Origin of the sequence: Methanohalophilus sp. RSK (genome assembly GCF_003722075.1) — an archaeon.
GTDB lineage: Archaea > Halobacteriota > Methanosarcinia > Methanosarcinales > Methanosarcinaceae > Methanohalophilus.
In genome coordinates this window covers 103,395-123,415 of the sequence record NZ_RDSK01000016.1, presented here as the reverse complement: position 1 = coordinate 123,415, position 20,021 = coordinate 103,395, and the positions used below count along the sequence as shown (strand labels likewise).

General features: G+C 41.7%; 24 protein-coding genes. 20 read left to right on the top strand and 4 right to left on the bottom strand.

The window, feature by feature from the left end; translation table 11 throughout:
* The first annotated feature begins 390 nt into the window (after positions 1–390).
* The 9 genes from EFE42_RS09510 (at position 391) to EFE42_RS09470 (ending at position 7,710) form a co-directional block, all read left to right on the top strand.
* The gene (locus EFE42_RS09510) at positions 391–1,245 is read left to right on the top strand and encodes a PstS family phosphate ABC transporter substrate-binding protein (protein ID WP_123137005.1); all 855 of its coding nucleotides are present in this window, start codon (positions 391–393) and stop codon (positions 1,243–1,245) included.
* A 33-nt stretch (positions 1,246–1,278) separates the two neighbouring features.
* Complete coding sequence (gene pstC / locus EFE42_RS09505) at positions 1,279–2,172, top strand: phosphate ABC transporter permease subunit PstC (protein WP_123137004.1); 894 nt, start codon at positions 1,279–1,281, stop codon at positions 2,170–2,172.
* Positions 2,173–3,024 carry a phosphate ABC transporter permease PstA gene (pstA, locus tag EFE42_RS09500; protein ID WP_123137003.1) on the top strand — a complete coding sequence of 284 codons (852 nt, stop codon included), beginning with the start codon at positions 2,173–2,175 and terminating at the stop codon, positions 3,022–3,024.
* 17 nt (positions 3,025–3,041) lie between these two features.
* Positions 3,042–3,809: a phosphate ABC transporter ATP-binding protein PstB gene (gene pstB, locus EFE42_RS09495; RefSeq protein WP_123137002.1), complete on the top strand. Its 768-nt coding sequence runs from the start codon at positions 3,042–3,044 to the stop codon at positions 3,807–3,809.
* A 4-nt stretch (positions 3,810–3,813) separates the two neighbouring features.
* Positions 3,814–4,464, top strand: coding sequence for a phosphate signaling complex protein PhoU (phoU, locus tag EFE42_RS09490; protein WP_123137001.1), 651 nt, complete (start codon positions 3,814–3,816; stop codon positions 4,462–4,464).
* 106 nt (positions 4,465–4,570) lie between these two features.
* Positions 4,571–5,698, top strand: a complete 1,128-nt coding sequence (locus EFE42_RS09485) for a methanogenesis marker 9 domain-containing protein (protein WP_123137015.1) — start codon at positions 4,571–4,573, stop codon at positions 5,696–5,698.
* 11 nt (positions 5,699–5,709) lie between these two features.
* Positions 5,710–6,630: a triphosphoribosyl-dephospho-CoA synthase gene (locus EFE42_RS09480; RefSeq protein WP_123137000.1), complete on the top strand. Its 921-nt coding sequence runs from the start codon at positions 5,710–5,712 to the stop codon at positions 6,628–6,630.
* Complete coding sequence (locus EFE42_RS09475; protein WP_123136999.1) at positions 6,630–7,253, top strand: DUF447 domain-containing protein; 624 nt, start codon at positions 6,630–6,632, stop codon at positions 7,251–7,253. The genes EFE42_RS09480 and EFE42_RS09475 overlap by 1 nt, the downstream gene beginning before the upstream one ends.
* 4 nt (positions 7,254–7,257) lie before the next feature.
* Positions 7,258–7,710 (top strand): nucleoside deaminase, encoded by a 453-nt coding sequence (locus EFE42_RS09470; protein WP_123136998.1) that lies wholly within the window; start codon positions 7,258–7,260, stop codon positions 7,708–7,710.
* 6 nt (positions 7,711–7,716) lie between these two features.
* Here the strand turns inward: EFE42_RS09470 and EFE42_RS09465 are convergent, their stop codons facing one another.
* Positions 7,717–8,583 (bottom strand): tetratricopeptide repeat protein, encoded by an 867-nt coding sequence (locus EFE42_RS09465; protein WP_123136997.1) that lies wholly within the window; start codon positions 8,581–8,583, stop codon positions 7,717–7,719.
* Positions 8,584–8,647: 64 nt separating this feature from the next.
* Here EFE42_RS09465 and EFE42_RS09460 point away from each other — a divergent pair, with 64 nt between their 5' ends.
* From EFE42_RS09460 to EFE42_RS09410, 11 genes are all read left to right on the top strand, one after another.
* Positions 8,648–9,127 carry a DNA-deoxyinosine glycosylase gene (locus EFE42_RS09460; RefSeq protein WP_123136996.1) on the top strand — a complete coding sequence of 160 codons (480 nt, stop codon included), beginning with the start codon at positions 8,648–8,650 and terminating at the stop codon, positions 9,125–9,127.
* A gap of 142 nt (positions 9,128–9,269) precedes the next feature.
* Positions 9,270–11,792: a PAS domain-containing protein gene (locus tag EFE42_RS09455; protein WP_123136995.1), complete on the top strand. Its 2,523-nt coding sequence runs from the start codon at positions 9,270–9,272 to the stop codon at positions 11,790–11,792.
* A 72-nt stretch (positions 11,793–11,864) separates the two neighbouring features.
* Positions 11,865–12,740 carry a hypothetical protein gene (locus tag EFE42_RS09450; RefSeq protein WP_123136994.1) on the top strand — a complete coding sequence of 292 codons (876 nt, stop codon included), beginning with the start codon at positions 11,865–11,867 and terminating at the stop codon, positions 12,738–12,740.
* Between the two features lie 215 nt (positions 12,741–12,955).
* Positions 12,956–13,318 carry a 50S ribosomal protein L7Ae gene (rpl7ae, locus tag EFE42_RS09445; protein ID WP_096711624.1) on the top strand — a complete coding sequence of 121 codons (363 nt, stop codon included), beginning with the start codon at positions 12,956–12,958 and terminating at the stop codon, positions 13,316–13,318.
* Positions 13,319–13,347: 29 nt separating this feature from the next.
* Positions 13,348–13,563, top strand: coding sequence for a 30S ribosomal protein S28e (locus EFE42_RS09440; RefSeq protein WP_013037328.1), 216 nt, complete (start codon positions 13,348–13,350; stop codon positions 13,561–13,563).
* A 6-nt stretch (positions 13,564–13,569) separates the two neighbouring features.
* Positions 13,570–13,758, top strand: a complete 189-nt coding sequence (locus EFE42_RS09435) for a 50S ribosomal protein L24e (RefSeq protein WP_123136993.1) — start codon at positions 13,570–13,572, stop codon at positions 13,756–13,758.
* Positions 13,759–13,772: 14 nt separating this feature from the next.
* A complete protein-coding gene (gene ndk, locus EFE42_RS09430) occupies positions 13,773–14,222 on the top strand; it encodes a nucleoside-diphosphate kinase (protein ID WP_123136992.1) in 450 nt (149 codons plus the stop codon).
* Between the two features lie 44 nt (positions 14,223–14,266).
* Entirely contained in the window at positions 14,267–16,042 is a 1,776-nt protein-coding gene (infB, locus tag EFE42_RS09425) for a translation initiation factor IF-2 (protein ID WP_123137014.1), read from the top strand.
* 27 nt (positions 16,043–16,069) lie between these two features.
* On the top strand, positions 16,070–16,474 hold the full coding sequence (locus tag EFE42_RS09420) for a 30S ribosomal protein S6e (RefSeq protein ID WP_123136991.1): 405 nt from the start codon (positions 16,070–16,072) through the stop codon (positions 16,472–16,474).
* A gap of 262 nt (positions 16,475–16,736) precedes the next feature.
* A complete protein-coding gene (locus EFE42_RS10830) occupies positions 16,737–16,961 on the top strand; it encodes a DUF4389 domain-containing protein (protein WP_370448689.1) in 225 nt (74 codons plus the stop codon).
* A gap of 145 nt (positions 16,962–17,106) precedes the next feature.
* Positions 17,107–17,895, top strand: a complete 789-nt coding sequence (locus tag EFE42_RS09410; RefSeq protein WP_123136990.1) for a winged helix-turn-helix domain-containing protein — start codon at positions 17,107–17,109, stop codon at positions 17,893–17,895.
* Between the two features lie 7 nt (positions 17,896–17,902).
* On the opposite strand, the gene EFE42_RS09405 is transcribed toward EFE42_RS09410, so the two are convergent.
* The 3 genes from EFE42_RS09405 to pdxS form a co-directional block, all read right to left on the bottom strand.
* Entirely contained in the window at positions 17,903–18,307 is a 405-nt protein-coding gene (locus EFE42_RS09405) for a pyridoxamine 5'-phosphate oxidase family protein (protein WP_123136989.1), read from the bottom strand.
* A 76-nt stretch (positions 18,308–18,383) separates the two neighbouring features.
* Complete coding sequence (gene pdxT, locus EFE42_RS09400) at positions 18,384–18,983, bottom strand: pyridoxal 5'-phosphate synthase glutaminase subunit PdxT (RefSeq protein WP_123136988.1); 600 nt, start codon at positions 18,981–18,983, stop codon at positions 18,384–18,386.
* 19 nt (positions 18,984–19,002) lie between these two features.
* On the bottom strand, positions 19,003–19,899 hold the full coding sequence (pdxS, locus tag EFE42_RS09395; RefSeq protein ID WP_123136987.1) for a pyridoxal 5'-phosphate synthase lyase subunit PdxS: 897 nt from the start codon (positions 19,897–19,899) through the stop codon (positions 19,003–19,005).
* Between the last annotated feature and the right edge of the window lie 122 nt (positions 19,900–20,021).

Here is a 20,021-nt window from a genome sequence, read left to right as displayed (position 1 = left end):
AATCGGAGTTTTTCACATGAAATTGTTTGAACTGTCAAATAGCTTTTCCTGACAAAAAAATGAAAATTTTGGGTTGAAAGAGAAGCCATTCTCTTCAAGATAGAGTAGAAACTGTCAAACTGGGGATCGAGTAATATTAACTACTCAATCACTTTTTTCGATTCCATAAATAAATGATGTAGGGTACTTCCCCGTATAAATCTCCTAAAGCAAAGCCTGATGATAACCCTCTATTTTTTTAAGTTCACTGATATTACACGCACAATATACCTATATAGACTATATGTGGGAATATAGTGTAGTATAGAATATTGCGGCAAAGACTATAAGTACGGTATCCATTACTTTTTCCGAGGCTTAAGCTTTCAAAAGGAAAAGGATAATGTAACTATGGTAGAAAGGTCAAAAATACTTTCAATAGGACTTACATTAATAATGGTGCTGGCGTTATTCACCGCCGGCTGTGTCAGCAATGACGGAGAAACAGAAGAACTTAATGTAAAAGGTTCAACAACTGTGCTCCCCCTCGCACAGGCAGCAGCTGAAACCTACATGAAAAATCATCCTGAGGCTTCAATCAGTATCAGTGGTGGCGGCTCCGGTACAGGTATCGCAGCCCTGATCGATGGTGACGTTGACATTGCAATGGCTTCCAGGAAGATGAAGGACTCCGAAATCAAAGAAGCAGAATCAAACGGAATTGACCCTGTAGAACACGTAATCGCATGGGACGGACTCACAATAGTTGTAAACCCTGCAAACTCCGTAGACCAGCTTCCCTACGACCAGATAAAGGGAATCTATGACGGTTCCATCAGCAACTGGGAAGATGTGGGCGGCCCTGACAAAGAAATTGTAGTTATTAACCGTGACAGCAGCTCCGGTACCTATGGTTACTTCCACGAAGAAGTACTCGGTGAAGACAATGAATTCCGCCCGGACGCACTTGCACAGAGCTCAAACGGTGCAGTGGTACAGGCAGTTTCACAGAACGATGCAGCTATCGGTTACATCGGTTTTGCTTATCTCAATGAAAACGTAAAGGGTATAGATGTCAACAAGGGAGACGGAATGGTTGCACCAACTTCCGAAAACATCCTTGCAGGCGACTACCCACTTGCCAGACCCCTTCACTTCTACACAGACGGACAGCCTACCGGCCTTGCTGCAGACTTCACAGAATATATCCTGAGTGAGGAAGGTACAGAGATCGTCTACGATGTAGGATACTTCCCTGTTGAGTAAATGATTTGAAGCATGAACCCTTAGAGGTGAGCGATGTTTCACAGAAAACTTAAAGAGAAGGGCATTGAGATCAGCCTGTTCTTAGCAGCGGCAACGACTGTCGTTGTCCTTCTCTTCATTTGTATTTTTCTTTTTAGAGATGGATACCTGTTATTCGAAACAAGTTCTTTTACGGGTTTCATAACCGGTAGTTCATGGTACACCGCTTCAACACCCCCACGTTTTGGAATACTCCCCCTTTTATTCGGCTCATTTCTGGTCACAGCAGGCGCAATAGCCATAGCTGTACCCCTGGGCGTTGCTGCAGCAATATATATCTCAGAGTTGGCAAGCCCAAAAATCGCCGACTTACTAAAACCATTCATTGAAATCCTTGCAGGCATACCTTCCGTTGTATACGGTTTCTTTGGTCTGGTAGTCCTGGTCCCTCTTATAAAAGATATTTTTGATATACCCACAGGTCAAACAGCCCTTACAGGTTCTATAATGCTTGCAATGATGGCACTACCCACAATAATTTCAATTTCCGAAGATGCCATTAATGCGGTACCACAGGCACTAAAAGAAGGTTCATTAGCCCTGGGAAGTACACTATGGCAGACAATTTATAAAGTAACGTTACCGGCTGCCCTTTCCGGAATATCCGCCGCAGTGATATTGGGAGTAGGCAGAGCAATCGGTGAAACAATGACAGTATTGATGGTAACAGGTAACATGGCCATAATACCTGGATTCCCTGAAGGATTTCTTGATCCCGTCAGGACAATGACAGCAACTATTGCACTTGAAATGGGAGAAGTACCCAAAGGCAGCCCGCATTTCCATGCATTGTTTGCGGTTGGTTCGGTGTTGTTTATTACAACTTTTATAATAAATATGGTTGCAGATAAGATAAAGAGAAAATATAAACTCAAGGAGGGGCTCTGATTGGATCCAAGAACTACTGAAAAATTAGCATTTGGTTTCCTCAGAGCATGTATATGGATTGTTGTTGCATTTGTAGCAATCCTTATACTCTACATTGTAATACAGGGATACAGCATAATGAGCTGGGAATTCCTGACTGAGATGCCCAGAAACCGGATGACTGAAGGTGGCATCTATCCCGCTTTGATAGGAACGGCACATCTTGTTGCCATATCCATGGCTGTAGCAATTCCCCTTGGTGTTCTTTCAGCTATCTACCTAAATGAATATGCAAAAGAAAGCCGTTCAACCTGGATTATTGAAATGGCAATCAACAATCTTGCCGGAACCCCTTCCGTAGTATTCGGATTGTTCGGATTGGCATTGTTTGTCAAATATTTGGCATTTAAACCTTCAATTATTTCGGCATCTCTTACCCTTGCCCTCTTGATATTGCCAGTGGTAATCAGAGCAAGCAAAGAAGCCTTGATAACTGTTCCTCTGGCACACAGGGAGGCTTCTCTTGCACTTGGCGTAACAAAATGGAAGACCATAAGGAGTATAGTATTACCCGAAGCATTACCCGGAATCGTAACCGGTATTATCCTGAGTATCGGCAGGGTTGCAGGTGAAACCGCCCCGATATTGTTCACAGGTGCAGCTTTCTTTTTGCCACGTCTGCCGGAGTCTGTATTTTCACAATTCATGGCTTTGCCCTATCATTTGTTCATACTGGCTACCTCCGGTCTCAACCCTACGGAAACCAGGCCCATACAGTACGGAACTGCTCTTGTGTTACTGATATTGGTACTGCTCATAAACAGCATAGCAATTGTTATCAGAAAACATTACAGGAAAAAACTTCACAGATAATTATTCGAGGATAAGAGATGAGTGGAATTAATGATTTCGCAGACATAAAAGTTGAGGATCTCAACCTATGGTATGGATCCAATCAAGCCCTCCAGGACATAAATATTAAAATCCCCAGCAAAAGTGTAACCGCTCTTATAGGTCCTTCAGGATGTGGAAAATCCACATTCCTGCGCTGTATAAACAGGATGAATGATCTTATTAAAGTATGTCATATTGAAGGCAGGGTGAAAATCGACAATAAAAACATCTACGATGAAGATGTGGACGTAGTCGAACTCAGAAAGAGGGTAGGCATGGTTTTCCAGAAACCAAACCCATTCCCCATGTCAGTTTACGACAATATTGCCTATGGCCCAAAAATCCACAAAGTTTCAAAAAAAGATATAAAGGGAATTGTGGATAAAACCCTACAGGATTCAGCTCTTTACGGAGAAGTATCTGACAGGCTGGATTCATCGGCCCTGGACCTCAGTGGAGGACAGCAGCAGAGACTCTGTATTGCAAGAACCATGGCCGTAGAACCGGAGATAATACTGTTTGATGAACCATGTAGTGCCCTTGACCCCATATCTACAAATAAGATAGAAGACTTGATTCTTAAATTAAAAGAGGATTACACAATTGTAATCGTTACCCACAATATGCAGCAAGCGGCCAGAATTTCTGACTACACCGCATTTTTCCTCATGGGAGAAATAATCGAATTTGGAGAAACAAACCAGATATTCGAAAACCCTGAGGAAAAACGTACTGAAGACTATATCACGGGAAGATTCGGGTGATTAAATGGTTCGTGAGAAATACCACGCTGAACTTGATGAATTAAAACAAAACATCTCTGACATGAGTGCCGTATCTCAGGAAATGTTCCAAAAATCGATTAAGGCACTTGCAAATTTTGATAAAGCACTTGCCCAGGAAATCATTGAAATGGATCATACAGTAAATGATTTTGAGGAAAAAATTGAAAACCGAATCACAAGATTACTGGCATTACAGCAGCCAATTGCCAGTGACCTGCGACTGATAACGGCTTCTTATCGAATATCAATCGATCTTGAAAGAATGGGCGATCTGGCAGTAGATGTGGCCAAAAGAATAAAAAAGATGGATGCGGAGAAGATTCTTTCAATTTCTGAATGTAAACCCATTATATCCACATGTGAAGAAATGATAGAGCAATCCATTAAAGCCTATGCAGAATTAGATACCGAGCTGGCAAAAGATATCACTACAAAAGATGACATCGTTGACAGGAATGTTTACGCAGGCTGGCAGGATCTGGTCCAGATGATGATCGACAACTCAACCATTATTGAAAATGCAGTGGAAATGATGTTTGTTCTCAGGTACTTGGAACGTATTGCAGACCATACATGCAACATATGTGAAAGTGTCATATACATTGCAACTTCCGAAAGGGTCGATCTGAACTGATTGATCCTTTATTTTTTATTATACCTCATATTTTTCAATTCGTAAAATTAATATGCTGAAGGTCTCTTCTATGATCCCTGAACAACGAGAAATAGAGGCTTTCAACGTGACCCAAGAACTTTTTGACCTAAATATAGGATATATCCATTTCAAAAATCCAGTCGCCATCGCTCCAATGGCGGGTATTACAGACAGCTCATTCGTAAACAGTTATGGCAAAAGTGCCGCACTTGTGATAATGGGCGGATACAACCTTGATGAGAAAACCAATGCTGCAGCATGTGAACTCATAGAAAGGGGAAGAAAAGAATTCGTATCACAGGAACCAATCGAATATATCACAAAAGAGCTAAATGCCGTTGATTTCGATGGGACAGTGGGAATAAACATGCGCAGCAGTAAACTTAAACCCTTACTTGATGCGGCAGAAATCATCAGGGATGCTGGTGCATTAATGGAACTGGACGCACACTGCCGCCAACCTGAGATGAAAGAAGCAGGAGTTGGAGAGGCCCTTATGGAAGATCTCCCACGTCTTACAGACTGGATAAGACAGATAAAAGAAACTGGTGTCGTGCTTTCTGTCAAGATCAGGGCAAATGTTGTTGATGATATACAACTTGCAAAAGCAATTGAAAGTGCAGGTGCCGATATAATCCATGTCGATGCCATGAAAGAAGGTGCAGGTGCCGATCTTGACACTATCCGCCGCATCCGGGATGCAACACGTATATTCCTGATAGGCAATAATTCGGTACAGAATTTTGATGATGCAAAAGAGATGTTTTCCAGAGGTGCAGATATGGTATCTGTGGGAAGACAGGCAATGGACTCTCCGGAAATTATAGATTCCCTGGTAGAGGCTGTTTCTGAATTCCAGGAAATTACCGGCTGGTATAATGCTCCAAAACATATTTGCAGAGGACAGGGCGATCTGCGAGGACTGACTTTCTGCTGCCTCCCGGTAAAACCCTGTGCTGTACATAATAAGGCCAAACAACTGGGTTTCAGTCCACGGGAATTTGCAAACCTGAAAATGGAATTTGTAAAAGGTACCCCCCTTGAATACGGTGACAGTACCTGCTTTGGCAGTCTTGCATGGTGTTGTAAAATCACAAAACCGTGTTTCATGAGAGATGGTGTGCTGGATCTTATAGACCTCTCCCCACAAGAGTATATGAAACTCAAAAAACAAATGGCTGACTACATCCTCGACCACGCCAAAGAAAAATAAACGGTGGGGATATGAACTCCTGTTACAAGACACAGCCCTCCGAAGTTGCCCGCAGTGCCCAGCTTGCAATGATACTGGAAGTATCGGCATCACCCAAACCCGGAAATATTGACAGGATGCATGATTATGTCGATACACGTTATGAGCATTTCCTCGCATCTGCAACAGGTGTTTATCCGGTATTTGAAAGGGCTGCTTCCGGAAAAGAAAAGATAGGGGAATTGCTCAAAGAAGCCGTGCTTGAAAGCAATAAATGGCAAAAAGGAGGAAACACACATTTCGGTGCGTTCTTACTCCTCCTGCCTCTGGCAAAAGCTGCAGGTCAGCTGATTCAGGAAAATGAAACGTTTGATATAAAAAAAATAGTTGAGAGAGCCCACTGGATAGTTAAGCACACAGATGTTGAAGATTCTATTAACTTCTATCAGGCTTTTGCAAAAGCAAATGTCTGCGTACAGGATGTAGAGGATCTTGATCTCAATGATTCGGATTCCATCACAAACTTAAGGAAAAATCAAACCAGCCTTTTCGAATTGATGGAAATATCCAAAAACTACGACATGATAGCTAAAGAGTGGACCCATGGTTTTGAACTGTGCAGCTGGTGCAGTGAACAAATTACTGACCTTATGGAAGGAAAAGGAATTTGTACAGATATAAATTGCTCCATTGTTTACACTTTCCTCGAGTTATTGTCGAACAATCCCGATACATTCATACAGACTAAATTCAACCGGGGAACTGCAGTTGAGGTTTCAGAAGAGGCAACCTCTATTGTTACACAGATAAAAGCATCCGGGTATGAAGCATCCCTTCCTTCAATAATTGAACTTGATGAGGATTTACTCAAAAAGAAAATAAATCCCGGTTCAACTGCAGATATAATTATAGGGGGACTTTTCCTTTCAATCCTGGGAGGCATGCGGTTTTGATGGAGATCTCAGAACTTGACAAATACGGCATATGCGATGGAATTTCCGAGATCATATTAACATCCGGCATGGAAAATCCCAATGCTGCCCCCATTGGCCTGATTCGCAAAGATAACAGGGTATTCATAAGACTTTATAAAGGTTCTACAACTTATGAAAATGTGAAACGGGATAAAATTTTTGCTGCCAATGTGACCTATGACCCTTTACTTTTTATTAAATCGACTTTTTCCAATTTAGGAGAAGAGAATTTCAAATACCACCCCCTGGATTCAAAAAGCATACCAATGCTAAAAAATTCAGCCAGCAGTGTTATTTTCAGATGCGATGAAATAAAACATACAAAACAGGCTATGACAGCAGAAATCATCCCAATGGATGCCGTGGCCAATGATTATAGACCAAAAGCCATTAACCGGGGCCTTACAGCAGTTATTGAGGCAGCTGTCCACGCTACTCGTTATGAATTAACAGGAGATAATAAATTTCTCGACTTGATTGACCAGTGCCTGGAAACTACCTGCAAATGCGGAGGGCAAAGGGAAAAAGATGCCGCTGAAATCCTCTTAAATGAAATTGATGAAATTAAAAAACGGGTAGCCGGAGGCAAAGGCACTGAATAATTTCATGGAAATTGCCATTGAACAGGCACGGCTGGGCATGAGAAACAACCTGGGTGGGCCCTTTGGAGCTGTAATTGTAAAAGATAAAAATGTAATCTCCAGAGCACATAATAGAGTGCTTGATTCTAATGACCCCACGGCTCATGCTGAAATAATGGCAATCAGGATAGCCTCGTCAAAACTGGGAACATTTGACCTGTCTGACTGCGAAATATATACTACCTCTTACCCATGCCCTATGTGCATGTCAGCTCTGTACTGGGCACGCATCAAAACACTTTATTATGGGACAACAACACCCGAGGTAGAAAAAATCGGATTTGACGACGGACAGATATACAGGGCCCTCTGTAATGATCACACTGATACAGGAATGAATATGGAAAAGCTGGACAGCAAAATATGCCAACAATTGCTGTCCGAATGGGAAGAAAAAGAAGACAAATATATGTACTGAGGGTATTCACTCTTTCTCTTCAGCAGGGTTGGCAGTTTCAATGTGGTCTTTTGCCTGAGAGTTTTCAGGATAAAGTTCCAATAACTTTGCAAAGGCCTTGTCGGCCCTATCCTCGTCTCCAATTTTCAAATAAGTATTTGCAAGACCCTGCCATATTTGGGGAGATTCTGGCTCTATATCAATGGCACCATTAAAGGCTTCTATAGCCTCATCGAACCGTTCCAGTTTGAACAAAGTATTACCCTTCCCATATAAAATGCCTGCAGCATCTTTTTTAAGTTTGGGTTTTGGATTTATGTTCAAAAATGAATATCGTGGAAATGCAAAATCCTTGACATCTGAATGTTGGGCTGCCATTTCATAACATTCAAGGGCTTGCGTAAATTCACCATTGTGATAAAGAAGAGTGGCTTTACAATACCAGGCATCTGAGAAAGCAGAATCCAGATCCAGACATTTAGAAAAGGATTCAATCGCTTTTTGGTGCTCTCCTATCGATTGCATTACAAATCCATGTCCAAACCATTTACCGGCATCTTCCGGGTCATCTTCAAGAAAACTATCAATCACTTCAAGAGCCTCTTCATGCTTTCCCATTTTGTAAAGGACAAAACAACGGCTATAAAGAACATTCTGGCACTTTTTTCTCAAAGTGGCCAGATCATCTTCCATATCATCTTCAAGCTCACTTAATTTATTTTCCAGTTCACCCCATATAGCGGCCGCCTCATTGTATTTATCCAGCGCCTCTTCATAATTGCCCATTTCAAAAAGTACATATCCATTCCCATAGCTTTCTTCACCACGTCTATAAAGAGTCGTGAATTGTTTCTTCCGGGAAACTTTATCGTACCATTTTTTCAGAAAACTCATGGCAGTAGAATAAGCCTTCTCTGTATCATATATCTTTTGTAATATAGGCACATCAATTTTGTAGATGGTAAAAAAAGGACTTGAGCCGATAATTCACCAGGACACCGAAATCTTAATTCTGGGATCCCTGCCAGGAGAAGAATCCCTCAGACAACAACAATATTATGCCAATAAAGGAAATGATTTCTGGAAACTCACAGGTGATGCTATCGGAGAGGAACTTGACAATAAGGAATATCCAGAAAAATTAAGGATCCTAAAAGAACATAAAATAGGCCTCTGGGATGTTTTCAGGGAAGCGGAAAGAAAGGGAAGTGATGATTCTGAAATCAGGTATGAGGTTATCAATGATTTTTCCCTGCTTGAAGTGATAGCACCTAACATACGTAAAATCCTTTTCAATGGAAAAACAAGAGCCGGGAAATATGAGTATTTGTTACAGGAAAAGGGATACGATACTGCAGTATTGCCTTCATCCAGTGCCGCCAACAGACAAAACAGAATTGAAAGAGAAAAAATATGGAAACAGCAATTGCAATGCTGATTCGATACAGTATATTATATAAGTGTTCAGATACCAATTTTAATAAGTAAGATCAATCAGTAGAAGTGATACCATCGCAACTCCCAATCATCCATCCCCGAAAAATGACAGTTCTTTTTCTGCAGGTATTGACACCCCAACAATGAAAAGTGTACTTGAAGATATTGTCAATGCAAGCCCTGCTATTGTTTTTGTATGGAAGGAAGAGGACAGATGGCCTGTGGAGTTCGTCTCTAAAAATATCTCTCTTTTTGGCTATACTCCCGATGATTTTATTTCGGGCGCCTTAAGGTACAGTGACATAATCCATCCGGATGACCTTGAAATAGTAAGTGAAGAGGTGGAAAAACATCTGGAAAGTGGAGATGAACAGTTTAATCTTACCTATCGTATCCTCACAGGGAAAAAAGATGTACGCTGGGTCGAAGAACGTACTATAATCCATCATAATCCGGATAACACCTACTATGAAGGAATTATCATGGATATTACTTCCAGGAAGATGGAAGAAAAAAAGATCATTGATGGTGCCCTGGAGATGAAAAAGGCCCTCGAGACAGTAATCAATTCAAGCCCTGTAATTGTTTTCCTGTGGAGAGCAGAAGACGACTGGCCCGTGGAATTTGTCTCGGAAAACATTACACAATTCGGTTATGAAGTTGAAGAATTCACATCAGACAAACTGGTGTACGGTGATATCGTTCACCCTGATGATATAGAGAAAGTGCGCCAGGGGATGGCCCGGTGTGTTGCAGAGGGTAACAGGCAGTTCACCAAAGAATATCGTATCCTGACAAAAGATGGAAATGTACGCTGGGTGGATGAACGCACAAAAATCCAGCACAATGATACAGGTGATGTGACATATCTGCAGGGCATAATTGTTGACATAACAGAAAGAAAGAATGTGGAAAACGCCCTCTACCTTGAAGAAAAACGCCATGAAGCCCTTTTAAAACTATATGCCATGCCTGATTCCTCAATTCAGGAAATTATGGATTATGCGCGTGAACAGGCAGTTTCACTAACTGAAAGCAAGATCGGCTTTCTGGCATTTCTGGATGAAACGGAAACAAACTATGCGGTTATTTCCTGGTCAAACGGCAAACAGAGTTCCGATAAGGCTCCGGCAGAGAGTTACAGTATCTGGGATGAAGCACTTTACCATCGCACCCCCATAATGAACAATGAATATTTAGCTGAGAAAGATACTGATCAAAAATTAATTCAGAGAAATCTGAGTGTTCCTATTTTTGAAGGTGGTCGAATTGCGGGGATTGTGGGTGTTGCCAATAAGGGACAGGATTATACATCTACAGATGTGAGGCAGTTAAAATTACTCATGCAGGGAATGTGGAATATAATCCAGCAAAAACTGTCTGATGAAGAATTGTACCAGTATATGGAAGAATTGAAAAGGTCAAGTGAAATAAAATCAGTCCTTTCTGATGTTATTAAGAACAGCCCTGCAGTCGTATTCATATGGTGGGCTGAAGAAGACTGGCCTGTTGAATTCGTCTCAGAGAATATAACACAGTTTGGTTACACTGTCAATGATTTCCTGTCAGGTAAGCTGGTCTACGCCGACATAGTACACCCATATGACCTGAAAAGGGTCCAGAAAGAACTTGCAAAAAGAATCGATGCGGGACAGACTGATTTCAATCAGGAATACAGAATAATGACAAAATTTGGAGATGTCAGGTGGATAGATGAAAGGACTTTTATCAAATATGATGAGGATGGAAAAGTAACGTATTTGCAAGGTATCATTGTAGACATCACAGAAAGAAAGCACGCCAATGATTTCATGCACCTGCAGTATGATCTTGACAGTGTTCTCAGTTCTGCCACATCAAATAGCGAGGTCTTCAACAGGCTACTGGACCTTGCACTGAGAATTACACCCATTGATTCGGGAGCCCTGTACCTTGTTGACGATAAAACAGGAAATCTGGACCTTGTAACTCACCACGGGCTGTCTGAGCAGTTTGTGAATAGCACCTCCCACTATGAAAGGAATTCAGTCCAGACACGCCTTGTTATGAGTGGACAGGCGGTGTATAAACATCACTCCGAACTCAGCGCAATCACCACCGGCAAGAACCTCCGGTATGAAGGCTTGCATGGAACTGCAATAATTCCAATTCGATACCAGAACGAGATAATAGCTGCTCTCTATCTGTCTTCGCATTCTGAATATGAGATCCCCGACAAATCCAGACATGATCTCGAAACGATAGCAAAACAAATCGGGGAAGTCCTATCAAATATGCACAAAAAGTCATCCGCCCAAAAGGAAATCAGGGATTTGCAGATATTGATTGACAATGTAAAAGAAGGGATCACTGTAACCGATAAAAAGGGAGCGTTGCTTTATACAAATAAGATACTTGAGAAATGGATACGGTACTCTGCAGATGAACTTAAAAAGATGAACATCACAGATCTATATCCGCTGAGATACAGACATGTCCTGGATTCCGTAAACAAGCCTATAAACCAAAACCAGGCTTATAGCGAAGATATAAGGCTACATTCCGCCACTGGGAAGGATATTGCCTGTAGAGTAACTTTTAAGAATATAAAATGGAACGAAAAAGATTGCATACTTGGAATCTACGAACATATCAATATTTCAGCAACCTCCATTCATAATACATAAAGTCCGAAGATATTTATAGATTAGAAAGAGTATCGTTGTTAAATTCAATAGGGATGACTGCGGAGTGAATTCATGAGTCCTAGAAAAAAAGATGAAAAAAAATATACAAAATATGTAGGTATATTCCTTGCAGTAATAATGGTCGGCTCAATCGGAATGTTCTTTTTCAGCGGCGGGTCAACCAACAACGATAATGAACAATCTGAAAATGTTCAGGTATCTGGTTTTGAGAGTGTGCCGGGAGAGCATATAGGGATAACATTAAACTCTATCCAGGATGGTCTGCAGGTAACTCCGGATAATGTTACTACAGCCAGATACATGGACATTGCCTACCTGAAAGGTACCCCACTGCAATATCTTACGGGTAATACATCAGTTTACAATAATTTCTACGGGTCAAATGTGACCAAACTGTATTCAGCAGGATATGATAATTCTTCATGGATAGAAATGCATGAGATTGACCCGCAGGTTGTGGCATTCCAGTACTATACTGCTCCTGAAACATATAAGGGATACCAGCCCCTTTCCAGAGGACAGGGTATCTACAACGTCATAGGAACCCCCATGATCCTGGGAGAACAACAAAGTGTTGAAGACACAATAGACGTAATTGAAGGAGATGCAGAATCCGCCCAGAAATTCAATGAGATTCTCCAATTCGCAAGTGCAGATGCCCCTATACAGCAAGTTGTCGATCTGGAAAATGAGTTCGCAGACCAGTATTATGTTGAATGGGCTATTGAAGATGGCAGCAGTTTCAGAAGAACGGCCCTGTATGCTAACCCCACAGAAAATACAATGACCAACCTGACAATAAGGGCATCCAACACAAGTCAGAAAGGCCTAAACTACAACATTACAGAGTATGGAAATATTATCAAGGTGGACATCACTGCCAATGCATCTAACTTCTATGCAATGGCTATGGAACCCATCCAGTAATTTTTCCTTTTACTTTTTTAAATCGATACCAGAAGTTTTATAATCGATAGGCATATTCAAGAAGTGCTATCGAGTTGTCGCAAGTTATATATGTACCAGTGGCGATTCATACCAAATACTCCAACGAATGTAAACAGTATGGTAGAATTGACCTTTGTTTGCATCTATACAATGAATAATGACAAACCGCGGTGTAAACCGTGATTTCGAAGGAGATAGAAATTATGGCAAAATTTGATGTTCCAGATGAACTAATAGATAAAGCTCTTGAAGCAGTAGAAGTTGCCAGAGATACTGGCAAGGTAAAAAAAGGAGCTAACGAAGCTACAAAGGCTGTAGAAAGAGGTATTGCAAAACTGGCGGTCATTGCAGACGATGTTGAACCTGCAGAAGTAGTAGCTCACATTGGTCCCCTTTGTGAAGAAAAGAATGCACCTTACATCTACGTAAAACAGCAGAAAGAACTCGGAGCTGCCTGCGGAATAGGCGTTGGCTGTGCTGCAGTAGTAATTACAGATGCAGGTAAGGGCGCAGAGACCATCGAGGACCTGGCCGAAAAAGTCAGTGCCCTCAAATAAACTTATCCATATAAAAGGAGTAATTCTCCATGGCAGATGAAAACTTAGGATATGCCGCGGAGGTCATAGATGTCATCGGCAATACCGGTATGCATGGCGAAGCAAGCCAGATCCAGTGCAGGGTACTGGATGGCCGGGACAAGGGCAGGATCATCACCCGTAACTGTATGGGCCCTGTTCGTATCGGCGATGTGCTGATGCTGATGGAGACTTCCAGAGAGGCAAAGAAACTTACAACAAGGTGATGCGCAATGGAAACCAAGAAATGCTCTTTCTGCGGAACTAAACTGGAACCGGGAACTGGTGTCCTTTTTGCAAAGAAGGACGGTTCTACCTACAATTTCTGCTCTTCTAAATGCAGGAACAACTACAAGATGGGTAGGCTTCCAAGGCGTACTATCTGGACCGAAACGGGCAGGACCTACATGAAAAAAGCCTGATGAGGAATTAATCAATGGAACGCACATATGTTATGATCAAACCCGACGGAGTCCAGAGGGGACTTATTGGAGAGATCATAGGAAGAATCGAAAGGAGAGGTCTCAAGATAAGTGCCATGCGCATGAATGTTATCGATGAGAATGATGCAAAGGAACATTACAGTGAACACTGCGAAAAGCCATTTTTCGGTTCACTTATATCCTATGTAACTGCCGCTCCTTCAGTTTCAATGATTGTTGAAGGCAAGGATGCAATAAAATCCATGAGGACAATAAATGGTGCCACCAATCCAGCCGAAGCAATGCCTGGTACAATCAGGGGCGATTTTGCTCTTGAAACAGGTAGAAATGTGGTACATGCATCCGATTCAGTAGAATCAGCTGAAAGAGAAATCAGCATCCATTTCAAGGATAATGAGACAAACGAATATTCCCGTATAGACGAAGAATGGCTCTATGAGTGAGTACCCTTTTGCTCACTCCCCTGTTTCTTAAGGAAGGGATGCATATTACCGATAACGAAAATCTCAGGACACCCATTGTATGCGTTATGGGACATGTGGATCACGGTAAGACCACACTGTTAGACAGGATACGCGGTAGTTCTGTGGCTGCAGGAGAAGCCGGTGCGATCACCCAGCATATCGGTGCAACGGAAGTAACGATCGATTCCATTATAGAACGTAGTGGTGCTTCCGGGATGAAGAACAATTTCATCGTACCTGGCCTTTTATTTATAGATACACCGGGACACCATGCATTCACATCCCTGCGTAGCAGAGGAGGAGCACTTGCTGATCTGGCAGTAGTAATTGTAGACATTAATGAGGGCTTCATGCCCCAGACAAAAGAAAGTCTGCAAATACTCAAACGATTCAAAACTCCTTTTGTGGTTGTTGCAAATAAGATTGACAGGATACATGGCTGGCAATCATATGAAAGTGCGAGTTTTCTGGAAACTTACAACAAACAAAGTGAACGTGTAAGAACTGATCTTGATAACAAGTTCTATGAAATTGTCGGGGAACTATATAACAGTGGTTTCAATTCCGAACGCTATGACCGTGTTTCTGACTTCCAGAGAAATATAGGAATAATACCAATAAGCGCGGTTACCGGCGAAGGTATACCTGATCTGCTTATGGTATTACTCGGGCTGGCCCAGAAATTCCTTGAATCTAATCTTCATTATAACGCAAGTGGGCCTGGTGAAGGAACAATACTTGAAGTAAAGGAAGAAAAGGGCTTGGGAACCACCATCGATATTATTCTCTATGATGGAACCCTCAAAAAAGGGGACACTATTGTAGTCGGAAGTCTTGGGGAGCCTATTCAGACCAAAGTGAGGGCTTTGCTAAAACCCAATCCAATGGGAGAAATATCCTCCGAGGAAAAGTTCCAGAATGTGGAATCAGTTACGGCTGCTATTGGTGTAAAGATATCTGCGCCCAATCTAGATGATGCCCTGTCAGGTGCCACTGTAAGGGTGGCTGACCCGGAACACCTTGAAACGATTGTCAAAGAAGTTCAAGAGGAACTTGACGAGGTACAGATTAGTACGGGTACTACAGGTGTGACTCTCAAAGCAGATACCATCGGATCACTGGAAGCACTGGTTAATGAGCTCCAGAAAGAGGACATACCCATCAGAAAAGCTGAAGTAGGAGATGTATCCCAGAGGAATATTATCGAGGTTTCGGCTATCGAAGATCCTTTTAATGCGGTTCTTATTGGCTTTAATGTAAAGATGTTACCTGATGCAAAAGAAAAAGCAAAGGGTGCCGATCTTAAAATATTCCAGAACGATGTTATTTACAGGCTTATTGATGATTACAAAGACTGGGTCAAAGAAAAGAAGGAGAAATCCGAAAAAACAATATCCCAGCTCATAGTCAAGCCTGCAAGATTCCTGCTTCTCCCAGAATGTACGTTCAGACAAAGCAAGCCTGCTGTTGTTGGTGTAAGAATCACAGGTGGAAAGGTCAAAACTAACATCGGTGTTACAGATAACAGTGGCAGAGTTGTAGGCACAATCAAAGGGCTCCAATTAGAAGGAGAAAACATCAAGGAAGCCAGTGCAGGGATGGAAGTTGCAATGGCGATTGATGGACCTACAATAGGTCGCCAGATCAAAGAAGGTGATGTACTTTATTCAAATATTCCTGAAAAGCATGCAAAGGTGCTTGAAACGGAGATACTTGACTCACTTTCGGCAGATGAAATGGAGACCCTCGATGCTTTCCTTGAAATCAAACGCAAGGATAATCCGTTCTGGGCCAAGTAATATATTAATTGATGTTGGAGGTAAATAATGGTAGATTTCAAAGTTGTCGTATCAGATCCAAAAGCCAAAGCATACCAGTTCGATGTGAGTGGTGGCGAGGCAAATAAGTTCATAGGAAAAGCAATAGGCGAAACTGTAGAAGGAACAGTAGTCGGTCTCCCCGGTTACACTATCCAGATAACTGGAGGAAGTGACAGAAGTGGTTTTGTCATGCGCAAGAACGTACCCGGCCCAAAAAGGCAGAGATTACTCGTAGCTGAGGGTGTCGGATATAAGCCAAAAGACAAAGGAATGCGTCGCCGTAAATTCCTCAGAGGAAGGGAGATCGCTCCGGATATTGTCCAGATCAACACAAAAGTTATTGGATATGGAGACAAAACCATCGAAGAAATTCTCGGTGGCGGCGAAGAGGGAGAAACTTCCGAAGAGTAAATCTCCCGTCCTTTTTATTTCAATTTATATTTCATCCCTGAATATCCGTTATCGACTACACACAATTATATCTTCAATTGCATTTTATACAATAGTTATTTATAAAAATTAATTATATTGTATGTATAGAATATTGGGGATAGATGTGGCATGGATATCCGGAATTCAAATATTAAACAGCTCTTCTCTTATGAGAAGAAAGCCAGCAGACTGGAATTATTTTTCAGGATCATTTATTGCATTCTTATAAGAATTGTAATATATATATAGGATATTTACAGGAATCTGTCTTGTCCTCCAATGGTTCATAATCCTTATTTCAGGAAGAAGAATCGAGGGACTAAACCGTATCATAAAGGGTTATCTTGAATACTACACTCATGTAATAGGTTATCTTTTCCTCACAACTGATATAAGGCCATCTATAAAACCACCTTCAATAGCCATATTTGAAAAGAAGCTGTACTATGATAGGGATACAGTATAGATAATAAAAAAGATAACTGATACTAAAATGATGCTCACTCAAAAGTATAAATAGACATAATCTAATTGACATATATAAAATATATAAAAGAAGTCAATTTGCAGACAGAATTTGTACCAATTGAAGCAAAGCAGGAAGAAGAGATATGAGGCGCTCACTTATTGACATTACATGTTTTTCCGAAAAACGTAAGGGTCTTCTTCTCCTGCTTATGGAAGGCAAGAAGGATATTGATGAAATAAAAGAGATTCTTGATGAAACTTCGCCTTCAATTCTTCCCCAGATAAAAATACTGAAAGAAAACGGCCTCATAGTTCAGGAAAACGGTACGTATTCATTAACCAGGATTGGCATGCTGCTGACACAAATGCTCCAGGAGGTCTTTCAAACATTTGATGTACTTGAAGATCATTTCGATTATTTAAATGAACATGATTTAACCCCTATTCCAAAAGAATTATTGCACCACATCGGAGAATTAAATAATAGTGAATATATCGTACCATCCCTTACTGATGCATTCGATCCTTTCGCAAAAATAAAACCACTTACAAAGGTTTCTACCTGGATTAAAGCTTTTATTGCAGTCTATCATCCGGAATATCCTCCGCTTGCCTCTGAAATGGTTTCAAAAGGAGCAAACTTATCGCTGATAATGACAGAACCGATATTTGAAAAAATGAAAAATGATCATCCTGAAGCAACCCAAATACTCAAAAATTCAGAGAATTCCCGGATATTGATCTACAAAGGAGAAGTCATGCCCTCCTTAATCATTGCTTCTGATCAATATTTCCTGTTATCCCTTATGTTGAAAACCTGCCGTTATGACAACAGCTACCTTATGGGTACAGAAAAAGCAGCCATTAAGTGGGCAACCAAGCTCTATGAATGGTATGAAAAAAATTCAGAGTTAGTCCCAAAAAAGGACTAACATAATTTCAGAGCAACTTCTTTCCAGCTTCAGGGCCACCTTTACACTCAAAGACATCGTTAATTTTCATGACAATCAGGGCTTTGGCAGGATATTTATCTCCTTTTTCCTTTGCCATGGCATATGCAGCATCGTAATCATCACCTTCAGTCTTAATTTCCACATCACCTTTTATCTGGAAACAGCCCTTTGAGCCTTCACCCCATACATAAAGTGATGCTTTAGGATTTTCTTTAAGGTTATTGCGGGTTTTCAAAAAATAATTGTCCACAATCCAGATAGTTGCATCATCCACCAGTTTGCACATACCAATTGGAATTACATTTGGTATACCGTCTTTAGATGCGGTTGCAAAGGGAAGTGGCCTTACATTGGCAATTGATTCTTTCATATCTTCTGTGAGTTTTACCATATTTAGATCTCCTTGATAGATAATAAAAATAGTAAGGTAGAGGTATATTACATTTATGATTTTTTAATTTCTGACTTCAGGTAACTGAAATCATATCCAGGAAATAATGATGCAACCGTAGATCGGGTGTCAGTTCGGGGTGGAAAGCCAGAGCAAGTACATTGTTTTGTCTTGCTGCTACAATTCTCCCATTAATTGTTGACAATACATCAACCTCCGGGCCTGCATCCATGATTGCAGGAGCCCGGATAAAAATTGCTGTATAGGGAGAATCCAGGAATGGAAGATCCAGATCAACCTCAAAGGACTCCCGCTGCCTTCCGAAAGCATTCCGGTTCACTTTCACATCCATCAGACCGAGAAGATGCTGATGAGTCTTATATACCTGTTCGTCCCCGCGGGTTGCAACAAGGATCAGGCCGGCGCAGGTGCCAAGTACAGGAATACCGTTCTTTGCAGCATTCTGAATTTCACCTGCAATTCCTTCTCTTTCAATCAGACAGCCCAATGTTGTACTTTCCCCTCCGGGTAGTATGACGGCATCACACCGGGGCACAATGCCTTCATGACGGATTTCCAGCACTTCACCTCCAATGCCCCTTTCGCAAAGGGCACGTTCTACGGCATCAATATGTTCGGAAACATCACCTTGTATGGCGATTATACCGATACGCATCAATTTCACCGTTGATAATTTACCAGCCACGTGTCTGCAGAGCTTCTTCGGGGGGTATAGTGTCAGCACTCATGCCCTTCATTCCTGAACCGATTCCCCTGGAAATTTCTGCCAGTTTTTCGGGGTTATCATAATTATTAACAGCTTCTACAACTGCTTTAGCCATCATTTCAGGATTTTCGGCCTTGAAAATTCCAGAACCTACGAATACACCATCTGCACCCAACCTCATCATGAGAGCAGCATCTGCGGGGGTGGCAATACCACCTGCTGCAAAGTTTACCACAGGCAAACGTTGTAAATCCGCAGACTCCAGAACAAGTTCTATGGGTGCTTCGATGTCACGGGCAACCTTGATGAGTTCTTCCTTATCCTTGCCGGCAAGTTCGCGTACCTCTCCCATGATCTTTTTCATGTGGCGCACTGCCTCACGGACATCCCCGGTACCTGCTTCACCTTTGGTACGTATCATTGCCGCCCCTTCATTGATACGTCTCAGAGCTTCCCCAAGATCTCTTGCACCACATACAAAAGGAACAGTAAATCCGGTTTTATCAATATGATACATTTCGTCTGCAGGAGTCAGGACCTCCGACTCATCGACCATATCAGCTCCCAGCGATTCAAGGATTTCAGCTTCCACAAAATGCCCGATCCTGGCCTTTGCCATTACAGGAATTGTTACAGTATCAATGATCTGCGCAACGATTTCCGGGTCTGCCATCCTGGCTACTCCACCGGCCTTACGGATATCAGCCGGAACTGCCTGCAGGGCCATTACAGATACAGCCCCTGCTTCTTCGGCGATTCTCGCCTGCTCAGGGTTGGTTACATCCATAATAACCCCGCCTTTCTGCATTCTGGCAAAACCTCTTTTAATGAGTTCAGTACCGTGCCTTAAGTTTTCAAGTTCCATCTCATAAGCCTTCTTTTTTTTAATCGGATATAGGGTCAATAGTAAGTATATTTACATAAAAAGATTTGGTCGCAGCATCCTTCTGCGAAATTATATTGAAATGTCTCACGTGCCCTATATTC